Here is a 19461-nt window from a genome sequence, read left to right as displayed (position 1 = left end):
TGCCCATGAGTAGTCATGGACATGACTATAAGTGTGGCGTGGGCGGTCGTGCTAGAGGGCGATTGCCGAGCGGAGGGCGAGGCCCGTGCCCAGGAGGACGACCATCGCGGCCGTGCCGAGCGGGGCCAGGCCGGACACCCTGGCGGCCAGGCGGCGGCCGGCGGAGGCGCGTTGTTCCAGGCGGTCCACCAGTTTGACCAGGAGCAGGCCCGTGATGGTCAGCGTCGCCGCCATACCGACGCCGTAGGCGGTCACCAGCGCCACGCCGAACCAGGTGCGGCCGAGGGCGATCGCGCCGAGGAGGACGATCAGGGCTGAAGGGCTGGGGACGAGGCCGCCTGCTACGCCGAGTCCGACAAGTCCGGCGCGCCTGGCCGTGCCGGCGTGGCCAGAGTCGTTGCTGCCGCTGCCGCTGCCGCTGCCGCTGCCGCTGCCGCTGCCGCTGCCGCTGCCGCTGCCGTCATCGTCGCCTTCGTGGTCGTGCGCGTGTCCGTGGTCGTGCGCGTGCCCGTGCCCGTGCCCGTGCCCGTGGCCGTGCCCGTGGTCGTGGTCGTGGTCGTGCCCGTGCCCATGCCCGTGGCCATGTCCATGCCCGTGTCCGTGCCCGTGGAGGGAGCCGCGGCGGGCGTTCAGGAGGAGGCGGAGGCCGATGACGGCGATCAAGACGCCGCTGGCCACGCCCAGCCAGGACAGCACCGACTCCCCGGCCAGCGCTGTGAACACGGTCAGCAGCAACCCCACCACCAGCACCCCGACCGTGTGTGTGGCCGTCACCGTCGCCCCCACGACGAGCGCGTCGCGTGGCCGGCCGCGCCGCCCGGCCAGGTACGCGGCCATGATGGTCTTGCCGTGCCCGGGGATCAGGGCGTGCCCGGCCCCCAGCACCACGGCCAGCCCGACGGCCAGCAGCCCGAGCGGCACCGTGAGCGAGTCCGAGCCGACCAGCTCGGTGAACGTCCGGTCCAGGGCGCTCAGTGCGTCACCGATGGGCCCGCCGATCCCGATCCCGCCCGGAACGCCGGCGCCACCGCCGCCGGCAGGGCCGCCAGGGGACGACAGGCCGGTGCCCAGGCCGGACATGGTGCCAGACCCTGGCACGTCGGACATGGTGCCGGACCCGGGCACGTCGGACGCGGTCAGCGTGGCGGTGCGCTGATCGAGCGGGTCGGACAGCAGGTCGTCCGGGTACGCCCGCAGCTCCCGGCTCACGCTCACGGCGGGCACCGACGATCGCGACAGTCGCACCCCTTCGCCGACGGCGGTGATCTCCCGCCAGCCGATCCTGTCCTGCTGGAACCCGTCGGTGAACTCCACGTCTCCCGAGGCGCGGACCGCGGCGACGAGCCGGCAGGTCAGGCGGCTGGTCTGGAGACCCCCCTCGCCGGGGGTGTAGGCGAACTCCGAGCTCGCCACCCGCCACGGCACTGCCTTCCCCGCGACCACGAGACGTTGGGCGGCCGCGAGCGCGGCGCAGCGGCGGGCCGCGTACCCGGCGTTGACCTGCGGCTTGGCCTGCAGGGTCGGCAACTCGGCCAGGTCCACGACGGCGAGGTTGCGTACCTCTGACGGGGTGATCCGCAGGCCGTTGTAGTGGTTGGCGGTGAACTTGCCGAGCGGGTGCAGCGACGAAGCAGCCTGGGCCGAGGCGGGCAGCAGGACGCCCGCGCACAGGGACAGCAGCAGGGCCGCCGCCCCGGACAGCAGGCCGAGCCGGACCGGTCTCATGAGAACCTCGCGAGGGCGGAGAGTGACGGATCGAAGCCGGGGTCCACCCGCGCCGGCAGGCCCAGAGCCTGCTCGATCTTGGCGCGGTGGTAGCGGATCAGCGGGTTGCGCCAGCCGGTCGAGGTGGCCTTCTTCGCGTACGGGAGCGCCTCCTCCGGCTTGCCCGCCTTGTACAGGGACCAGGCGAGGACGTCGGCGGCGACGGGGTTCTGGTTGCGGTCGTACTCGGTCCTGGCATACTTCACGGCCAGAGCCGGATCCCCGTGGTCGGCCTCGAACTCCGCCCACGTCAGGAAGTCCTGCACGCCCGCGGACTCGAACAGTTGCCCCTGCGCCTTGAGCAACGTCCAGTCGGGGCGCCCACCGGCTTTGAGCTGGGTCTCGCCCTGCTCGATGAGGTATTGGGGAAGCGGGAGCCGTTCGACGACCCGCTCGTAGATGTCGAGTGCCTCGGTCAGGCGGCCGCCGAGCGCCGCCGCCTTGGCCTGGCCGGCCAGGGCCGGCGTGTAGGCGGGGTAGGCCTGGAGTGCCTTGGTGTACCAGTCGTCGGCGGTGACCAGGTCGCCTTCGTGCAGCGCCAGCTCGCCCAGGTAGTAGCGGGCGTAGGCGAGGTCGGCCGGGCGCCAGGCGTCCTTGTGTGCGTAGTCCAGGTACCTGCGGGCCCCGTCCACGTCGCCGAGCAGCTCCGCGGCGTAGGAGGCGCGGGCGAACGCCGCCACCCCCGGGCGCAGGTCCAGCATCTTGGCCACGGCCCGCTCGGCGCTGCGCAGGTCCCCGAGCTGGGTCTTGGCGTCGGCCAGCACACCGTAGGCCGTGGCGGAGTACGGGTTGGCGTCGAGGGCCCGCTCGGCCAGCCGTGCCGCTTCGGCGAACTCGTGGCGGCCGGCCGCCAGGGCGGCCTGGCCCGCCAGCACCGCGTCGTCGCCGGGCTTCAGCTTGGCGGCGGTGTCGAGCGCGCCCTCGGCCTTGGTGTAGTACGACGGGTCGCCGATGATCCTGGCCTGGTCCACGTACTGGGCGCCGAGCTCTGCCCAGCCGCGGTAGTCGCCGGGCAGGCGCCTGAGCCGTTCCTGGAGGGTCTCGGTGTGGGGCTTGGCCGCCGCCGCGGGCTCGGTCGCGGGCGTGGTGGAGAAGGAGACGATCGTAAAGATCATTGCCCCGATGAGGGCGAATCCGGCGAATATCGCGAGGGTGCGCATGTCGAAGGCTCCAGAGCTGGGTGTCGGGACGGCCGGCCGTGACGGGGAACACGGCCGGCCGGCCCTCTCTGTGGCGGCAGACGATGGGAGACGGGGGTCTGCCGCCGGGGTGGACCGGCCGGTTTGGAGAGAGGGAAGCCGGCCGGTCGGGGTCTAGCGCTGGTTCACAGCGACGTTGCTGGGCAGCGGGATGTACGGGAACGACTGCCCGAACGGCTTGTCGTTCTTGTCCACCTTGTCCGTCAGGCCGGGCACGAGCTTGCCGGACTGCGCGGCGCCGGCCACGGCCTGCAGCTCGATGTCCACGACGTCGTCGCCGAGACGGCGGCCGTTCGGGAAGCCCTGCAGGTCACCGGCCAGGACGCCGAGCCTGTTCGGGTCCTTCGAGGGCGCGATCGACATGTTGAGCCGCAACTGCTCGGAGGGACGCAGCTTGCCCGCGTCCTTGTTGAGCACCTGCGAGTTCAGGTCGGCCTTGATGGGGCCGTTCTGCTTGGCGATGCCGGTCAGGAAGATCTCGACCAGGTCGTTGCGCGGGGTCGCGGGCGCCTTGATGCCGTAGATGGCCTCGAGCAGCCTGGCCACCTCGGGGTCGGTGACCCGCTTGACCAGGGCTGACACGTCGGCGTCCTTCGACGGGTCCAGAGCGTTGTAGGCGTCCTTGAGCCCGGCGGGCGCGACGACCTCGTTCACCAGCGGGTTGCACAGGCGCGAGACCTGGACGTACCTGCTGCCGTTGAACTTGTCGGTCGTCGAGCAGATGCCGATCACCGGGTTGCGCTTGGGGTCGCCCTTGAGCGCGAGGTCCTTCTGCGGCACCTGGAGGCCGATCGTGTTGACGTTGTAGCCCCTGGTGGTGTCCTGACCGACCTCGGACAGGTTGCCGCCGTAGAGCAGGTCGAACACGCGCAGGTCCAGGAAGAACGCCTCGTCCGACTGGCCGGCGAACGTCTTGCCGCCGTTCGGCAGGTCCTTGATGGACTGGGTACGCAGGGTGCCGTAGTCGGGCATGGAGGCCGGGCCGACGTTGCTCGGCGCGGCGATGCCGTCGGAGACCAGCGTCTGGGTGCCGCCCGGCGTGATGCGCTTGAGCGTGTAGCGCTGGCGGAAGAGCAGGTTGGGGTCGTTCAGCGAGGTGACGGGGCCGTTGTTGTACAGGAACGTGCTGTTGCCGCGCTTGTCCTCGTCGCGGAACGTCCACTGGTAGGTGATGTCGGTCTTGGCGTCACCATTGTTGTCGATCTTGATGTTATACCGCGCGCGGGTGTCCCACGGGTAGAAGTTGGGGCCGCCGTTGGGCTCCTGGAATCCGTTCCAGTTGGCCAGCAGGGTCACCGTGTCGGCCTTGTCCGGGCTGACGAACGCGTACACGTCGGTGTTGTCGATCTGCGGCAGACCCGCGGTCATGGGGGCCTCGCGGTGCGAGGAAGCCATGCCGGAGTCGGTACGGAGCACGGCCAACGACGACGCGGCAACCGCTGCGGCGAGGCCAAGTCCGACAAGAGCGCGCCGGTTGATCCGGAGCTCCATTTTCGGTCCTTTCGAAGGGCTGATCGGTTGGTACGAGGTTCCGGCCGGGTTCCTCGACGCCCTATTCGTCCGTGGGCCGCATCCGGATGTCGGTCTCCTCCTCAAGGAGGAGGGTCAACCAAAGTTGACATACTTAGGTCGTCAATTTAGGTTGACCGGTGTGGATTTCGTCATCCCGTTCGTTGGAGCACATCGAGATGTGTCGTGAGAGGAGATTTGGTGATCAAGGAACTGCTCACCTACGTGCGCCCGCACCGGAAGGTCCTGCTCGTGGGCGGCTTGCTGGGCTTGATCGGATCGGCGGCTGGGCTCGCGATGCCGCTGCTGGCCAAGTACGTCGTGGACGCCTTCGGCCAAGGCGGGTCCATGGCCGGGCCGCTGCTGGGCTTAACCGCGGCGGTGTTGATCGGCGCCGTCGTGTCGGCCGCCGGCAGCTATCTGATGGAGCGCACCGGCGAGGGCATCGTGCTCGGCGCCCGGCGCAGGCTCGTCGACCGAATGCTCCGGCTCAAGGTCGCCGACGTGGACCGGCTCAAGCCCGGCGATCTCCTGTCGCGGGTGACCGGTGACACGACGCTGCTGCGCGCGGTGCTGACCAACGGCATCGTCGAGTCGGTCAGTGCGGCGTTCATGCTGGTCGGAGCCATCGCCTTGATGGTGGCGATGGACGGCGTGCTGCTGCTGATCACGCTGCTCGTGATCGTGGTGATCGGCGGGCTCGTCGCGCTCATCATGCCGAAGATCCAGCGGGCGCAGTCGCAGGCCCAGGAGGCCGTGGGCGAGATGGGAGCGGTGCTGGACCGGGCGCTGCAGGCGTACCGGACCGTCAAGGCGAGCGGCGCTGAGGAGCGGGAGATCGCCGTGGTCGGCGACGCGGCGGTGCGGGCCCGCGACCGGGGGCTGCAGGTCGCCGGGTGGACGTCGCTGGCCGGAGTGGCGACGTGGATGGCGGTGCAGATCGCGTTCCTCGCCGTGCTGGCCGTCGGCGGGGCCAGGGTCGCCTCCGGCGCGCTGGAGGTGTCGTCACTGATCGCGTTCCTGCTGTACCTGTTCTACCTGGTGCCGCCGATCGGGCAGCTCGTGCAGGGCGGGGTCCAGCTCCAGCAGGGGCTGGCCGCGCTCAAGCGCATCAAGGAGATCGAGGAGCTGCCGGCCGAGCCCGCCGAGCCTGTGGTGGTCGCGAGTGGTGCTGAGCCGGTGGGGGTGACGTTCCAGAACGTCGTGTTCCGGTACGGCGAGGACCGGCCGGTCGTGCACGACGGGGTCAGCTTCGAGGTGCCGCCCGGCGGGCTCACCGCGCTGGTGGGGCCGTCGGGAGCAGGCAAGTCCACGGTGTTCGGCCTGCTCGAACGCTTCTACGACCACCAGGACGGGAAGATCGAGATCGGCGGGCGGGACATCCGCGACTGGCCGCTGGGCGAGCTGCGTGCCGCGCTCGGGTACGTCGAGCAGGACGCCCCCGTGCTGGCCGGCACCCTGCGGGAGAACCTGCTCTTCGCCGCCCAGGACGCCACCGAGGAGGAGCTGCGCCGCGCCCTCGCCCGCACCCGGCTCGACGACCTCGTGGCCAGGCTGCCCGAAGGACTGGAGACCGCGGTCGGGCACCGCGGCGTGCTGCTGTCCGGCGGCGAGCGGCAGCGGGTCGCCATCGCCCGGGCGCTGCTGCGCAAGCCCAGGCTGCTGCTGCTCGACGAGGCCACCTCGCAGCTCGACGCGGTCAACGAGATGCGGCTGCGCGAGGTCATCGCCGAGGTCGCCACGGAGACGACCGTGCTGGTCATCGCCCACCGGCTGTCCACGGTGACGAACGCCGACCGGATCGTGGTCATGGAGAGCGGCGGCGTACGGGCCGTCGGCACGCACGCCGAGCTGGTGGGCGCGGACGAGCTCTACCGCGAGCTGGCCGCCACCCAGTTCCTCGTCGGGTAGTCGTTGTAGTCTGCGGGTGACATAGATGAATGCCTTCATTCAGGAGGGTCACCATGAGCCGCACCGTGCGCGCGCCGCGAGGCACCACGATCACCGCCAAGGGGTGGCCGCAGGAGGCGGCGCTCCGGATGCTGCAGAACAATCTGGACCCCGAGGTCGCCGAGCACCCCGAGCAGCTGGTCGTCTACGGCGGCTCGGGGAAGGCGGCGCGTGACTGGGCGTCCTACGACGCGCTGGTCAGGACGCTCACGACGCTCGAGGGCGACGAGACGCTCCTCGTGCAGTCGGGGCGGCCGGTCGGCGTGTTCCGCACGCACGAATGGGCGCCGCGCGTGCTGATCGCCAACTCCAACCTGGTGCCCGACTGGGCCAACTGGGAGGAGTTCCGGCGGCTGGAGGCGGCCGGGCTCACCATGTACGGGCAGATGACCGCCGGGTCATGGATCTACATCGGCACGCAGGGCATCCTGCAGGGCACGTACGAGACGTTCGCGGCCGTCGCCGCCAAGCGCTTCGGAGGCACGCTGGCCGGGACGATCACGCTGACGGCGGGGCTGGGCGGGATGGGCGGCGCCCAGCCGCTGGCCGTCACCATGAACGGCGGCGTGGCCATCTGCGTCGACTGCGACCCGCGCTCGGTCACCCGCCGCATCGAGCACCGCTACCTCGACGTGGAGGCCGCCTCGCTGGAGGAGGCGCTGCGGCTGGCGTACGAGGCGCGCGACGCGCGGCGGCCGCTGTCGATCGGGGTCGTGGGGAACGCCGCGGAGCTCGTGCCCGCCTTGCTGGCTCGCGGAGCCGAGATCGACATCGTGACCGACCAGACCTCCGCCCATGATCCCCTGATGTACCTGCCGCTCGGCATCGCCTTCGAGGACATGGCCGCGGCGCGGGAGAAAGATCCCGCGGGGTTCACCGAGCGGGCTCGGACCTCGATGGCGCGGCACGTGGAGGCCATGGTCGGGTTCAAGGACGCGGGGGCCGAGGTCTTCGACTACGGCAACTCGATCAGGGGCGAGGCGCGGCTGGCCGGCTACGGGCGGGCCTTCGACTTTCCCGGCTTCGTGCCCGCGTACATCAGGCCGCTGTTCTGCGAGGGCAAGGGGCCGTTCCGGTGGGCGGCGCTCAGCGGCGATCCCGCCGACATCGCCGCCACCGACCGGGCCATCCTGGAGCTCTTCCCCGAGAACGAGCCGCTCGCCCGGTGGATCAGGAAAGCCGGGGAGAAGGTGCACTTCCAGGGGTTGCCCGCGCGCATCTGCTGGCTGGGATACGGCGAGCGCAACGTGGCCGGGGAGCGCTTCAACGACATGGTGGCCTCGGGAGAGCTTCAGGCGCCCGTCGTGATCGGGCGCGACCATCTGGACAGCGGGTCCGTCGCGTCGCCGTACCGGGAGACCGAGGCCATGGCGGACGGGTCGGACGCGATCGCGGACTGGCCGCTCCTGAACGCCCTGCTCAACACGGCCTCGGGGGCGGCCTGGGTGTCGATTCACCATGGGGGCGGGGTCGGGATCGGTCGGTCCATCCACGCCGGCCAGGTGACGGTGGCCGACGGCACGGCGCTGGCCGGGGAGAAGCTGAACCGGGTCCTCACCAATGACCCTGGGACGGGGGTCATGCGGCATGTGGACGCCGGCTACGAGGAGGCCGCAGAGGTCGCCGACGCGCGTGGTGTCCGCATCCCGATGCGGGAGTCCTGACGCCCCCGCCGTCGCGGTTGCGCCGAACCGCCCTGCACGTCGTCTCGCCGCCGCGGCCCTGGGAGGGCGTGGCGCGCAGGCGGGGGCCTCGGCCGAAGTAAGGCACAGTCGGTGCATGGGTGTGGGATGAGAATGCCGGGCAGACGACGTTGGAGGTGGCGTGGGCGACGGATATCACGGTGGGCTGGGCGTGCTGCTGGATGGCCGGAGGTTGTCGCCCGTGCAGCGCAGAATCGCGCACTACCTCGGCGAGCACCTGGACGAGGCGATCTTCCTGTCCAGTGTCGAGCTCGCCGAGCGGGCCGGGGTCAGCCAGCCGTCGGTGACCAGATTCGCCATGGTGCTCGGTTTCGCCGGATATCCGGAGCTACGCCAGGCGCTGCGGCCTCTCGTGCTGGGCGGCGGCGGGGTGCCCGAGCCGCAGGAGAGCCTGCTGCGCGGCGCCATCGACTCTGAGATCCGCAACCTGGCCGTGGTGCGGGAGCGTCTGACGGCGTTCCCGCTCAAGGAGCTGGGCGAGCAACTGGCCGCCACCGAGCCCCTGCCCGTGCTGGGCCTGCGGGTCTCCTGCGGGCTGGCCACGACGTTCGCCTACTACGCCCGCCGGATCCACCCCGACGTGCGGCTGCTCACGCACGGCGGTTCGGAGCTGACCGACGGGTTGCACGCGGCACGGCGAGCCGGGGCGGAGTGGCTGGTGGCCGTGGTGTTGCCGCGTTATCCCACGGAAGCGGTGCAGGCCCTGGACTACGCGGAAAAGCTCGGGCTGAGGGTGGCGGTGATCACCGACAAGCCGGATTTCCCGGCCGAGGTGGTGCTGGACGCACCGGTCGGCGACCGGCTCGTGTTCGACTCGCATGCGGCGCCGCTGGCTCTCGCCATGGCCCTGGTGGAGGCCATGGCGGACGCGGCGCCGCTGCGTACGCAGGCCCGGCTCGACGAGTACGAGCGGATGACCGACGAGACCGGCGCGTTCCTACCCGGCGATCTTGCCTAGCGACCGCATCGACCAGATCGTGGTCACCACCGCCAGCACGATGAACAGCGCGAACGCGATCGGGATCGAGGAGTCGGACAGCTGCCCGGCGAACAGCGCCCGCCCCGCCTCCACCGCGTGATAGAGCGGATTGACCGGCGCGATCGCCTTCATCCATTCGGGCGCGAACGAGATGGGCACGAACAGCCCGGCCAGCAGCATGATCGGCAGCATGAACAGGTTGAGCGTCTGCGACATGCCGTTCTCGTCCCGGATGGTCAGCGCCAGCCCTTGCGACAGGCTGGAGGCGAACAGGCCGGTCGCGGCCATGAGCAACAGCACGAGCACCAGCTCGACGACCCCGATGCGCACGCCCATCGCGATCGCCACGATCAGCACCAGGATCGCCTGGAGGACCAGCTGGACCATGTCCTTGGCCACCCGCCCGAGCACGATGGCCGGTCGCCACGCGGGGCTGACGGCGTAGCGTTCGATCGAGCCGCCGCGCAGCTCGGCGATCAGCCCGAACCCGGAGAACATCGACCCGAAGACGGCGATCATCATCATCGCCGCCGGGGTGAACATGCGCAGGGCGTCGACCGTCGTGCCGCCGGGCGTCATGGTCTTCAGCAGGGGAGCGAACATCACCAGGTAGAGCACCGGCTGCAGGATGCCGAACAGCGGCCAGATCGGATTGCTGAACGACTTCTTCAGCTCGTAGCCGGTGAAGAGGGCGGTGTGGCGGATCATGCGGCGGCTCCGGTGTCGCGCAGGGATCGGCCGGTCTTGGCCAGGAACACGTCGTCGAGCGTGGAGCGGTCGAGCGCGATCGAGCTCAGCTTCACGCCCTGCTCCTCCAGAGCGCGCAGCAGCGCGGGCAGCGTGTGCTCGCCGTCGTCCACGTAGACCCGCAGCAGGTCCTCATCGAGCCGAGTCTCCCGGGCGAGCGGCGCAAGCGTCTCGGCCGCCCGCGCGGGATCGTCGACCCTGAGCGTGATCACGTCGCCGGAGACCTCGCGCTTGAGCGCGGCCGGGGTGCCCTCGGCCACGACCAGGCCGTGGTCGACGATCACCAGCCGGTCGCACAGCGCGTCGGCCTCGTCCAGGTAGTGGGTGCTGAGCAGCACGCTGGTGCCCGACTCGCGGAGCTGCTCTATGCGGTCCCACAGGTTGGCCCGGTTCTGCGGGTCCAGGCCGGTGGTGGGCTCGTCGAGGAAGAGCAGCGGCGGGTTGTGCACCAGGCCGATCGCGATGGCGACCCGCCGCTTCTGGCCGCCGGACAGCGTACGGCCGGGGCGGTCGGCGATCTCGGTGAGGTCGAAGCGCTCCAGCACCTCGGCCGTCGCCTGCTTCGGATCGGCCACGGCGTGGATCTTGGCGGCCATCATGACCTGGGCCCTGGCACTGGTCGTGTCCTCGACCCCGCCGGCCTGGCTCACGTAGCCCAGCCGGCTCCTGACGGCGGCGGGCTCCTTGAGCAGGTCGTGCCCGGCGATCACGGCCGTGCCCGCGTCGGGGGTGATCAGCGTGGCCAGCATCCTGATCGTGGTGGTCTTGCCGGCGCCGTTGGGCCCGAGCACGCCGAAGATCTCGCCCTTCTCGATACGCAGGTCGACGCCGCGCACCGCCTCGACGGTCTGCGGGCCCTTGCGGCTCCTGGTGGTGAACGTCTTCTTTAAGTCGTGCGCCTCAACGATCATGAGACTCCTAGGATGAAATTCACGGCAGTTCGTCTGCCTCGACGCGCGGAATCGCCTTCTCGATCCAGTCGAGCTGGGCCTGGAGCATGGCCCGCGTCAGCAGCAGGTTTTCGCGGATGTGGCCAGGGGCGCCGTGGTGGTGCTTGAGGTCCATGATGTGGCCCATCGTGTCGACGCCCATCTGGAGCTGCGCCATCCTGCCATGCAGAGCGCTCAAAAGCTCCTGCTTTTCCAGCTTGTCCATGAACGTCAGCGCCACCTGGAACGGGTCGATGATGGGTCTGACCTCGTGCCAGGCCTTCAGCAGCAGTCGCTGGAACTCCTCGTGGCCCGCCTGCGTGATCGCGTAGACGCCCTTGCCGCCTTTGCCCGCCTCGACGAGCTCCAGCAGGCCCTCGTCGGCCATCTTGCCGAGCCCGTGGTAGATCGAGCCGTAGGCGACGCTGGCCCAGACGTCGGCGCTCATCCCCTCCAGCCGCCTGCGGACCCCGTAGCCGTTCATGGGGCCGTCGAGGAGGACGCCCAGGATCAGGACGCGCATCGATGACATGGGTTCAAGTTTGTACTCAAATTTGAGTAACCGTCAACATCAATATGCTGACCCTCATGACTGAACGACCTACGGCGCTGGTCACCGGCGCTTCCCGGGGCATTGGCGCGGCCGTCGCGAGGGCGCTGGGGCCCACGCATCACGTCATTCTGGGCGGGCGGGACGAGAGCGCGCTCGCCGAGGTGGCGGCGGAGCTGCCCGACGCGCGGCCATGGCCGGTGGAGCTGACCGAGATCACGGAGGCGGACGTCGCGGGCATCGAGCGGCTCGACGTGCTGGTGCACTCCGCGGGCATCGCCGAGCTCGGCAGGATCGCGGACCTGCCCGCCGAGGTCTGGCGCCGCACCATGGAGGTGAACGTCGTCGCGGTGGCCGAGCTCACCAGGCTGCTGCTGCCCGCGCTCTGCGCGGCCCGCGGCCACGTCGTGTGCGTCAACTCGGGCTCCGGCCAGCGGGCGAACCCCAACTGGGCCGCCTACGCGGCCAGCAAGTTCGCCCTGAAGGCCTTCGCCGACGCACTGCGGCTGGAGGAGCCCGACCTCAGGGTGACCACCGTCTACCCGGGCCGGGTCGCCACCGATATGCAGCACGAGGTGCGCAGATACGAGGGCGGCCCGTTCGAGCCCGGCAAATACCTGCGGGCGGAGAGCGTGGCGCGGGCCGTGCTGGCCGCCGTCACGGCGGGCCCCGACGCCCACCTCACCGAGCTGACCCTGCGACCGGCGGCGGGGCCGGTCAGCTGAACGCTGAATGGATCCATTCACTACAGTGGGTCCATGCTTGAACCACTCGCGCGCATAGGACGGGACCCGGCGACCGGCGGCTACGTCAGGGACGCCTGGTCGGAGGCCGACATGGAGCTACGGGAGTGGTTCGCGGGGGAGGCCGCGCGACGGGGCCTCGACCTGCGGGAGGACCGCAACGGCAACCTGTGGGCCTGGTGGGGCGACCCGGCCGGCCGGCCTGGCGTGGTGACCGGCAGCCACCTCGACTCCGTGCGGCAGGGCGGCGCGTACGACGGTCCGCTCGGCGTCGTCTCCGCCTTCGCCGCCCTCGACCTGCTGAAGAGCCGCGGTGTGACGCCGGGGCGGCCCGTGGGCGTGGTCTGCTTCACCGACGAGGAAGGCGCCAGATTCGGCGTACCGTGCATGGGGTCGCGGCTGCTGACGGGCGCGATCCAGCCGGACAGGGCGCTCGCGCTGACCGACGACGACGGCGACACCCTGGCCGACGTCATGGCCAGAGCCGGGCGGAAGCCGCACGGGATCGGGCGGGACGATGAGACGCTGGCCAACGTCGGCACGTTCGTGGAGCTCCACGTCGAGCAGGGCCGCGGGCTCGTCGACCAGGGACGGCCGGTGGGCGTGGCGAGCGTGATCTGGCCGCACGGGCGCTGGCGGTTCGACTTCCGCGGCCGGGCCGACCACGCGGGCACCACCAGGCTGGCCGACCGCGACGACCCGATGCTGCCGTTCGCCCGCATGGTGCTGGCCGCCCGCGCGGGCGCCGAGCGGCACGGCGTGGTGGCCACGGTCGGCAAGGTGCGCGTCTCGCCCGGCAACGCCAACGCCGTCCCCGGCCTGGTCTCCGCCTGGCTGGACGCCCGCGGGGCGGACGAGCGGGACGTGCGTGAGCTGGTGGCCGAGCTGGCGGAAGGGCTGGACGTGCGGGAAGAATCATGGACGCCGGTGGTCGGCTTCGAGGCGGAGCTCAGGGACCGGCTGGCCCGGGTGGCGGGCGGCGACACGCCCGCGCCGATCCTGCCGACCGGCGCCGGGCACGACGCCGGGATCATGGCCGCGGCGGGCGTGCCGGCCGGGATGTTGTTCGTCAGAAACCCCACCGGCGTGTCCCATTCCCCCGATGAGCACGCCGAGCAGGCAGACTGCGAGGCGGGAGTCGTGGCACTGGCGGACGTGCTGGAGGATCTGTGTCGCTGACGTACTGGTGCGAGCAGGCCTGGCTGCCCGACGGCGTCGCGGACGACGTGATCGTGGTGGTCGAGGGAGGCAGGATCGCGCGGATCGGCCAGGGCCCGCCGCCCGCCGACGCCGGACGGCTGGCCGGGATCACCGTTCCCGGCCTGGCCAACGCCCACTCGCACGCGTTCCACCGCGCGCTCAGAGGCGCCGCGCAGGAGGGAAAGGGCGACTTCTGGACCTGGCGCGATCGGATGTACGAGGTGGCCACCCGGCTCGACCCCGACAGCTACCTGCGCCTGGCCACGGCCGTGTACGCCGAGATGGCGCTGGCCGGGGTGACCTGTGTGGGCGAGTTCCACTACCTGCACCACGCGCCGGGCGGCAAGCCGTACGACGACCCCAACGCCATGGGCCACGTCCTCGTCCAGGCCGCTCGCGACGCCGGGCTGCGCATCACGCTGCTCGACACCTGCTACCTGTCCGGCGGCATGGGCGCGCCGCTGGCCGGCGCGCAGGTCCGCTTCGGTGACGGCGACGCCGAGCGCTGGGCCGTCAGGGCCGATGACCTGGCCGCCTCCTACGAAGGTCAGGGTGACGTGGAGATCGGCGCGGCCATCCACTCGGTGCGGGCGGTGCGGCCCGAGCAGATGCCGGTCGTCGCCGAGTTCTCCCACCGGCACGCGGCGCCCCTGCACGTGCACGTCTCCGAGCAGCGCGCGGAGAACGCGGCCTGCGTCGAGATGTACGCCGCCACGCCCGTCCAGCTCCTGCACGAGCACGAGGCGCTGGGACCGCGCTCGACCGCCGTGCACGCCACCCACCTGACTGACGTGGACGTCGAGCTGCTCGCCCACTCGGGCACGCACGTCTGCATGTGCCCCACCACCGAGCGCGACCTCGCCGACGGCATCGGCCCCGCCAGGACCCTCGCCGACCGGGGCGCGCCGATCACGCTCGGCTCCGACAGCCATGCTGTGATCGACCTGTTCGAAGAGGCCAGGGCGGTCGAGCTGGACGAGCGGCTGGCCAGCGGGAAACGCGGCCACTGGTCCGCCGCCGACCTGCTCGCCGCGGCCACGACCGCCGGCCACACCTCGCTCGGCTTCCCCGACGCGGGCATGCTCGTGCCCGGCGCCCGGGCCGACCTGGTGTCGGTGCGCCTCGACTCCGTGCGCACGGCGGGCGCGAGCGGAGCGGAGGCCGTGGTGTTCGCGGCCACGGCGGCCGACGTGCACTCGGTGGTGTCCGGCGGGCGGCGCGTCGTCGAGGACGGCAGGCATGTGCTGGGCGACGTCGGATCCATGCTGGCCGAGGCGATCGGAGCGCTGCGATGACCACGACCCTCATCGACGGCATCGGGCTGTTGTACACCGGCGATCCGGAGCGGGAGGAGATCCCCGACGCGGCGCTGGTCCTGGCCGACGGCCTGGTGGCCTGGGTGGGTCCCGCCGCGCAGGCCCCTGACGCCGACGAGCGACTGGACGTGCGAGGGCGCGCCGTCATCCCCGGCTTCGTCGACAGCCACGCGCACCTGATCTTCGCCGGCGACCGTACGGCGGAGTTCCGGGCCCGGATGTCCGGCGAGCCCTACACCGGGGGCGGCATCAGGACGACGGTCGCCGCCACCCGGCAGGCCGGCGACGCCGAACTGGCCGCCCGCGCCCATGCCCTGGTGACCGAGATGCGCGCCCAGGGCACCACCACCGTGGAGATCAAGAGCGGGTACGGGCTGACGGTCGAGGACGAGCGACGCTCCCTGGAGATCGCCACGGGGCTGACCGGCGAGACCACCTTCCTGGGGGCGCACGTGGTGCCCGCGGACATGGACGCGGACTCCTACGTGCGGCTGGTGGCCGGGGAGATGCTGGAGGCGTGCGCGCCGTACGCCAAGTGGGTGGACGTGTTCTGCGAGCGCGGGGCGTTCGACGGTGACCAGACGCGGGAGATCCTCAGCGCCGGAATGAAGGCGGGGCTCGGGGTGCGGGTGCACGCCAACCAGCTCGGCGAAGGGCCGGGTGTGCGGATCGCCTGCGAGCTGGGGGCCGCCTCGGCCGACCACTGCACGCACCTGACGCCCGCGGACGTGGACGCGCTGGCGTCCTCAGAAACGGTGGCGACGTTGTTGCCAGGGGCCGAGTTCTCGACCAGGTCGCCGTATCCGGACGCCAGACGGCTGATCGACGCCGGGGTCACCGTGGCGCTGGCCACCGACTGCAATCCGGGGTCCTCCTACACGTCGTCGATGGCGTTCTGCGTGGCGCTGGCCGTGCGCGAGATGCGCATGACGCCGCTGGAGGCGATCAGGGCGGCCACGTACGGCGGGGCGCGCGCGTTGCGGCGCACGGACGTAGGCTGGCTGCGGCCCGGAGCCCGCGCGGACCTCGTCGTGCTCGACGCCCCCTCATACGTGCATCTGGCCTACCGGCCCGGCGTTCCCCTCGTTCACCAGGTGCTTCAGGGCGGTCTCCTCCTTGAGGAGGACATCCAGAACCCTCCCTCGGACGTAGTGCTTTAGGGAATCTTTGCATCTGGCCGGACGTTGGCCGGATATAGAACGCAGCTGCGGAACGAGGTGCCTGGGGATGGCAAGGCCTACGGGGAGTCGCACGCAGGAGCAGCACGTCGCGGATCGAGATCTGCTGGGGACATACCTGGCGGAGATCGGCCGGGTCCCGTTGCTTACAGCGGAGGAAGAGGTGGAGCTCGCCAAGCGGATCGAAGCGGGACTCTTCGCCGAGCAGTTGCTCGACAGCGGGGGCTCGGAGCCGCGCATCGGGGATGCGGCCGACGAGGAGCTGGAGCGCCTGGCCATCTCGGGTCAGCGGGCGAAGGACGAGTTCATCCAGGCCAACCTCCGGCTGGTGGTGGCGGTGGCCAGGAAATACTCGGGCCGGGGGATGCCGCTCATCGACCTCGTCCAGGAGGGGAACCTTGGCCTGGTGCGGGCGGTGGAGAAGTTCGACTACCAGCGGGGATACAAGTTCTCCACCTACGCGACGTGGTGGATCAGGCAGTCGGTGGGGCGGGCCATCCACGAGCAGGCGCGGCCGGTGCGGCTGCCGACGCACGCCGGGGAGCAGATGACCCGGCTGATGCGCGTACGCAGGGACATGCTGGCCGAGTTCGACGCCGAGCCGACCGATGACGATCTTGCCGAGATCCTCGAGCTGCCCATCGAACGGGTGCGTGAGCTGCGGCGCTGGGCCTCCGATCCCGTCTCACTCCAACTGGGGGTGGGCGACGAGGACGAGACCGAACTCGGCGACATGATCGCGGACGACACGTGGGCCGATCCCGAGCAGCAGGCGATCGACATCCTGGAGCGGGAGCGGCTGGAGCTGTGGCTGACCGGGCTCGAGGGGCCGACCAGCGAGATGTTGCGGTGGCGCTATGGGCTGGTGGACGGGCGTGAGCACACGTTGACCGAGGTCGGGGAGCGCTACGGCATCGGCCGCGACCGGGCCCGGCGCATCGAACGCGACGCCTTGGCCCGTCTCCGCAAGATGGCCACGGCCGCCGCCTGACCCACCCATCCTTCCCAAGCCGCCGGCTCCGCTCCCGGAACCGGCGGCTGCGTATTTTCCGGCACCGGGCCCTGCGCCCCGATACCCGACGCCGCTCCGTGCCTGACGCCTCCGGCCCGCCCACGGACCCGCTCGCCCACGGACCCGCACGCCGACCGGCTCGGCTGCCCATGCGCTTGGGGCGCTCATGGGCTCGGCCGTCCATGCGCTCGGCCGTCCATGCGCTCGGCCGTCCATGCGCTCGGCCGTCCATGCGCTCGGCCGTCCACGGGCTCGGGCGCCCATGGGCTCGGTTGCTCACGGGCTCGGCTGCCCGCCGGCTGTGGCCTACAGAGCCGCGCTTCGGAGCAGCCGCGTCATGTGCTGCCACCGCATGCGACGGCGGAGGCCGCCGTGCGCCGCGCCCACGGGGCGTGGCGCGGTGGGGGCCGGCGCCTGTCGCGGTGCTCAGCCACCAGTGGGGTGGAGGAGCCGGCGGAGGAATTCTTCGACGGCCGCCTCGGCGGCGGCGTGGTCGCCGCCCCGCGCCACCAGCAGGACGCTCTCGTTGATGGCGGCCAGCAGCATGTGCGCGTGCAGGTCCAGAAACTCCGCCGGCACCGCCTCCGTGCCCTTCAAGGCCGCTTTCAGCATGCCGAACGAGTAGCGCTCCTCCATGGCCCGCCACCGCTCCCACCCCAGCACCGCAGGCGCGTCGATGAGGACGATCTGCTTGATGACCGGGTCCCCGGCGAGCCTGATCCAGGCCAGGACCCCGGCCCTCAGTGCGGCGGCAGGGTCGGTGATGCCGTTCACCGCCTCAATGATCTTGACCTGCACGGCCGACTCCGTGGCCTCGAGCACCGCCTCGAACAAGGCGTCCTTGCCCGCGTAGTGGTGGTAGAGCGCCCCTCTGCTCAGCCCTGTCTCCTGCAGGACCGTCTCGATCGAGGTGTCGTCGTAGCCCCGCTCGGCGAACAGCCGCGTGGCGATGGCCAGGACCTTGTCGCGGGTTGCCGCGCCGCGCTCCGCCTTGAGGTTCATGGACTCACTGTAGACAAACCGACTGTCAGTCGGTAATTTCATAGACCGACAGTCGGTTTGTAATCCGATGTGGAGGTCATCTGTGGACGGCATCAACTACGTGGACGTCGGGCAGGGGCCGGTGGCGCTGTTCGTGCACGGCGTCGGGACCAGCTCGTACCTGTGGCGCAACGTCATCGCCGAGCTCCGCGACGAGCGCCGCTGCGTCGCCATCGACCTGCCGCTGCACGGCGGCAGCGCGCCGCGCGAGGACCTGTCGATCCCCGCGCTCGCCGAGGCGGTGGAAGAGCTGTGCGAAGAGCTCGGCCTCACCGACGTGGATCTCGTCGCCAACGACACCGGCGGCGCCGTCGCCCAGATCTTCGCGGTACGGCACCGCGAGCGACTCCGCACGCTCACCCTCACCAACTGCGACGTGCACACCAACACCCCGCCGAAGGCGTTCGAACCCACCGTCGAGCTGGCGCGAAGGGGCGAGTTGGCCGAGCTCACCGCCGCCGTGCTCGACCAGCCGGAGCTGGTGGCCAAGACCGCCTTCGGTGAAGGTTACGAGCGGATCGACGACCCAGCCGCGCTGGTGGAGGCGTATCTCCGGCCGATCTTCGCCAAGCCGGGCGGCGGCCGGGCCTTCGAGCGCATGCTGGCCTCCCTCGACGCCAAGGACATGATCGCCATCGAACCGCAGCTCACCGTGCTGACCGTGCCGACGCTCGTGGTGTGGGGCACGGGCGACGTCTTCTTCGACGTGAGCTGGGCCCGCTGGTTGCGCGACACGATCCCCGGCGTCAGAGAGATCGTCGAGATCGAAGGCGGCCGGTTGTTCTTCCCCGACGAGCGGGCCGCCGAGCTGGTGCCGCATGTGCGGCGCTTCTGGGCGGCTCAGGAGTCATAGGCTGCCTTGCGTGCATGTAGAGACGCTGCGTCGTTATCCGGTCAAATCGATGCTGGGTGAGGAGATCGCGGAGAGCGAGGTGACCGAGCGCGGGCTGGCCGGTGATCGCGCGCGGGCGGTGCTCGACGTCGCTACCGGGAAGATCGCCAGCGCGAAGAACCCGCGGCTCTGGCGGGATCTGCTGACCATCGAAGGGGCACGCGTCCCAGACGACGCGGAGTTGTCCCGGCTGCTGGGGCGCGCGGTGCGGCTGATCGACGTGCCGCCGGAGGGTGCCGAGTTCGAGCGCTCCGTTCCCGAGCGGGTTCTGGCCGAGGGCATTGAGGCGGAGGTGCCGCACACCGTCGGCACGCTCGGGGCCGCCTCGCCCGGTGGCACGTTCTTCGACTTCGCGCCGGTGCACCTGATCTCGACCTCGGCCGTGGAGCGGATCGGCGCGCTCAGTCCGCGCGGGCACGTCGAGGTCCTCCGCTACCGTCCCAACCTGATCATCGCGACCGGCCCGGCGGGCTTTCCCGAGAACGACTGGGTGGGCCGGGAGCTGCACGTCGGTGGCGACGTGGTGCTGGAGGTCATCGTGGCCAGCCCGCGCTGCGCCGTGCCGACGCTGGCGCACGGGGCGCTGGGGCGGGATGTCGAGGCACTGCGGACGGTGGCCAGGCACAACAGGGTGCCGGTGTTCGACATGGGACCGCAGCCGTGCGCGGGGGTCTACGCGCGCGTGCTGCGGCCCGGCCGGATCAGGAAGGGCGATCCGGTGCGTCTCGGCTGAGCCGGGCCGCGGTGCG

At 71.0% G+C, this 19461-nt stretch carries 17 protein-coding genes; 10 read left to right on the top strand and 7 right to left on the bottom strand.

All coding sequences use genetic code 11. The annotated features are described in order from the left end of the window. Positions 1-51: 51 nt before the first annotated feature. The 3 genes from Q9G87_RS21935 to Q9G87_RS21925 all read right to left on the bottom strand — a co-directional run bounded on the left by Q9G87_RS21935 (position 52) and on the right by Q9G87_RS21925 (position 4454). A complete protein-coding gene (locus Q9G87_RS21935; protein WP_305918285.1) occupies positions 52-1725 on the bottom strand; it encodes a HoxN/HupN/NixA family nickel/cobalt transporter in 1674 nt (557 codons plus the stop codon). Next, positions 1722-2924 carry a tetratricopeptide repeat protein gene (locus Q9G87_RS21930; RefSeq protein WP_305918284.1) on the bottom strand — a complete coding sequence of 401 codons (1203 nt, stop codon included), beginning with the start codon at positions 2922-2924 and terminating at the stop codon, positions 1722-1724. Before Q9G87_RS21930 ends, Q9G87_RS21935 begins: the two co-directional genes overlap by 4 nt. 153 nt (positions 2925-3077) lie before the next feature. Then, entirely contained in the window at positions 3078-4454 is a 1377-nt protein-coding gene (locus Q9G87_RS21925; protein ID WP_305918283.1) for a DUF4331 domain-containing protein, read from the bottom strand. A 219-nt stretch (positions 4455-4673) separates the two neighbouring features. Here Q9G87_RS21925 and Q9G87_RS21920 point away from each other — a divergent pair, with 219 nt between their 5' ends. From Q9G87_RS21920 to Q9G87_RS21910, 3 genes are all read left to right on the top strand, one after another. Beyond that, on the top strand, positions 4674-6383 hold the full coding sequence (locus Q9G87_RS21920) for an ABC transporter ATP-binding protein (protein ID WP_305918282.1): 1710 nt from the start codon (positions 4674-4676) through the stop codon (positions 6381-6383). Between the two features lie 53 nt (positions 6384-6436). After that, positions 6437-8086 (top strand): urocanate hydratase, encoded by a 1650-nt coding sequence (gene hutU / locus Q9G87_RS21915; protein WP_305918281.1) that lies wholly within the window; start codon positions 6437-6439, stop codon positions 8084-8086. Positions 8087-8246: 160 nt separating this feature from the next. Then, positions 8247-9083, top strand: a complete 837-nt coding sequence (locus Q9G87_RS21910; protein ID WP_305918280.1) for a MurR/RpiR family transcriptional regulator — start codon at positions 8247-8249, stop codon at positions 9081-9083. Here the strand turns inward: Q9G87_RS21910 and Q9G87_RS21905 are convergent. Genes Q9G87_RS21905 through Q9G87_RS21895 form a run of 3 tightly spaced genes read right to left on the bottom strand, consistent with a single transcriptional unit; the run spans position 9063 to position 11312 of the window. Next, positions 9063-9812, bottom strand: a complete 750-nt coding sequence (locus Q9G87_RS21905) for an ABC transporter permease (RefSeq protein ID WP_305918279.1) — start codon at positions 9810-9812, stop codon at positions 9063-9065. The genes Q9G87_RS21910 and Q9G87_RS21905 overlap by 21 nt on opposite strands. Further along, the gene (locus Q9G87_RS21900; protein ID WP_305918278.1) at positions 9809-10762 is read right to left on the bottom strand and encodes an ATP-binding cassette domain-containing protein; all 954 of its coding nucleotides are present in this window, start codon (positions 10760-10762) and stop codon (positions 9809-9811) included. The genes Q9G87_RS21905 and Q9G87_RS21900 overlap by 4 nt, the downstream gene beginning before the upstream one ends. A gap of 19 nt (positions 10763-10781) precedes the next feature. After that, on the bottom strand, positions 10782-11312 hold the full coding sequence (locus tag Q9G87_RS21895; RefSeq protein WP_305918277.1) for a PadR family transcriptional regulator: 531 nt from the start codon (positions 11310-11312) through the stop codon (positions 10782-10784). 56 nt (positions 11313-11368) lie between these two features. Between Q9G87_RS21895 and Q9G87_RS21890 the strand changes: the two genes are divergently transcribed. From Q9G87_RS21890 to Q9G87_RS21870, 5 genes are all read left to right on the top strand, one after another. Continuing rightward, a complete protein-coding gene (locus Q9G87_RS21890) occupies positions 11369-12055 on the top strand; it encodes an SDR family oxidoreductase (protein WP_305918276.1) in 687 nt (228 codons plus the stop codon). A 33-nt stretch (positions 12056-12088) separates the two neighbouring features. After that, positions 12089-13252 (top strand): allantoate amidohydrolase, encoded by a 1164-nt coding sequence (locus Q9G87_RS21885; protein ID WP_305918275.1) that lies wholly within the window; start codon positions 12089-12091, stop codon positions 13250-13252. After that, positions 13243-14568 (top strand): formimidoylglutamate deiminase, encoded by a 1326-nt coding sequence (locus tag Q9G87_RS21880; protein ID WP_305918274.1) that lies wholly within the window; start codon positions 13243-13245, stop codon positions 14566-14568. The genes Q9G87_RS21885 and Q9G87_RS21880 overlap by 10 nt, the downstream gene beginning before the upstream one ends. Beyond that, positions 14565-15749, top strand: coding sequence for an imidazolonepropionase (hutI, locus tag Q9G87_RS21875; RefSeq protein WP_305918273.1), 1185 nt, complete (start codon positions 14565-14567; stop codon positions 15747-15749). Before Q9G87_RS21880 ends, hutI begins: the two co-directional genes overlap by 4 nt. 67 nt (positions 15750-15816) lie before the next feature. Beyond that, on the top strand, positions 15817-16758 hold the full coding sequence (locus Q9G87_RS21870; protein ID WP_305918272.1) for a sigma-70 family RNA polymerase sigma factor: 942 nt from the start codon (positions 15817-15819) through the stop codon (positions 16756-16758). Between the two features lie 447 nt (positions 16759-17205). On the opposite strand, the gene Q9G87_RS21865 is transcribed toward Q9G87_RS21870, so the two are convergent. Continuing rightward, the gene (locus tag Q9G87_RS21865) at positions 17206-17781 is read right to left on the bottom strand and encodes a TetR/AcrR family transcriptional regulator (RefSeq protein ID WP_305918271.1); all 576 of its coding nucleotides are present in this window, start codon (positions 17779-17781) and stop codon (positions 17206-17208) included. Between the two features lie 82 nt (positions 17782-17863). On the opposite strand from Q9G87_RS21865, the gene Q9G87_RS21860 reads away from it, so the two are divergent. Together Q9G87_RS21860 and Q9G87_RS21855 are read left to right on the top strand one after the other, a co-directional pair. After that, positions 17864-18673: an alpha/beta fold hydrolase gene (locus Q9G87_RS21860; protein ID WP_305918270.1), complete on the top strand. Its 810-nt coding sequence runs from the start codon at positions 17864-17866 to the stop codon at positions 18671-18673. Between the two features lie 10 nt (positions 18674-18683). Further along, positions 18684-19445, top strand: a complete 762-nt coding sequence (locus Q9G87_RS21855) for an MOSC domain-containing protein (protein ID WP_305918269.1) — start codon at positions 18684-18686, stop codon at positions 19443-19445. The last annotated feature ends 16 nt before the right edge of the window (positions 19446-19461 follow it).

This window comes from Nonomuraea turcica (assembly GCF_030718205.1).
GTDB lineage: Bacteria > Actinomycetota > Actinomycetes > Streptosporangiales > Streptosporangiaceae > Nonomuraea.
Note: the sequence above shows the minus strand (reverse complement) of the source record. Positions and strands in the feature narration are given on the sequence as shown.

Excerpts from the sequence above, each read along its gene's own strand:
- Q9G87_RS21905 (WP_305918279.1), bottom strand. The coding sequence starts at position 9,812 with ATGATCCGCCACACCGCCCTCTTCACCGGCTACGAGCTGAAGAAGTCG.
- Q9G87_RS21935 (WP_305918285.1), bottom strand. The coding sequence starts at position 1,725 with ATGAGACCGGTCCGGCTCGGCCTGCTGTCCGGGGCGGCGGCCCTGCTG.
- Q9G87_RS21890 (WP_305918276.1), top strand. The coding sequence starts at position 11,369 with ATGACTGAACGACCTACGGCGCTGGTCACCGGCGCTTCCCGGGGCATT.
- hutU (WP_305918281.1), top strand. The coding sequence starts at position 6,437 with ATGAGCCGCACCGTGCGCGCGCCGCGAGGCACCACGATCACCGCCAAG.
- Q9G87_RS21885 (WP_305918275.1), top strand. The coding sequence starts at position 12,089 with ATGCTTGAACCACTCGCGCGCATAGGACGGGACCCGGCGACCGGCGGC.
- hutI (WP_305918273.1), top strand. The coding sequence starts at position 14,565 with ATGACCACGACCCTCATCGACGGCATCGGGCTGTTGTACACCGGCGAT.
- Q9G87_RS21895 (WP_305918277.1), bottom strand. The coding sequence starts at position 11,312 with ATGTCATCGATGCGCGTCCTGATCCTGGGCGTCCTCCTCGACGGCCCC.
- Q9G87_RS21870 (WP_305918272.1), top strand. The coding sequence starts at position 15,817 with ATGGCAAGGCCTACGGGGAGTCGCACGCAGGAGCAGCACGTCGCGGAT.
- Q9G87_RS21900 (WP_305918278.1), bottom strand. The coding sequence starts at position 10,762 with ATGATCGTTGAGGCGCACGACTTAAAGAAGACGTTCACCACCAGGAGC.
- Q9G87_RS21865 (WP_305918271.1), bottom strand. The coding sequence starts at position 17,781 with ATGAACCTCAAGGCGGAGCGCGGCGCGGCAACCCGCGACAAGGTCCTG.
- Q9G87_RS21925 (WP_305918283.1), bottom strand. The coding sequence starts at position 4,454 with ATGGAGCTCCGGATCAACCGGCGCGCTCTTGTCGGACTTGGCCTCGCC.
- Q9G87_RS21930 (WP_305918284.1), bottom strand. The coding sequence starts at position 2,924 with ATGCGCACCCTCGCGATATTCGCCGGATTCGCCCTCATCGGGGCAATG.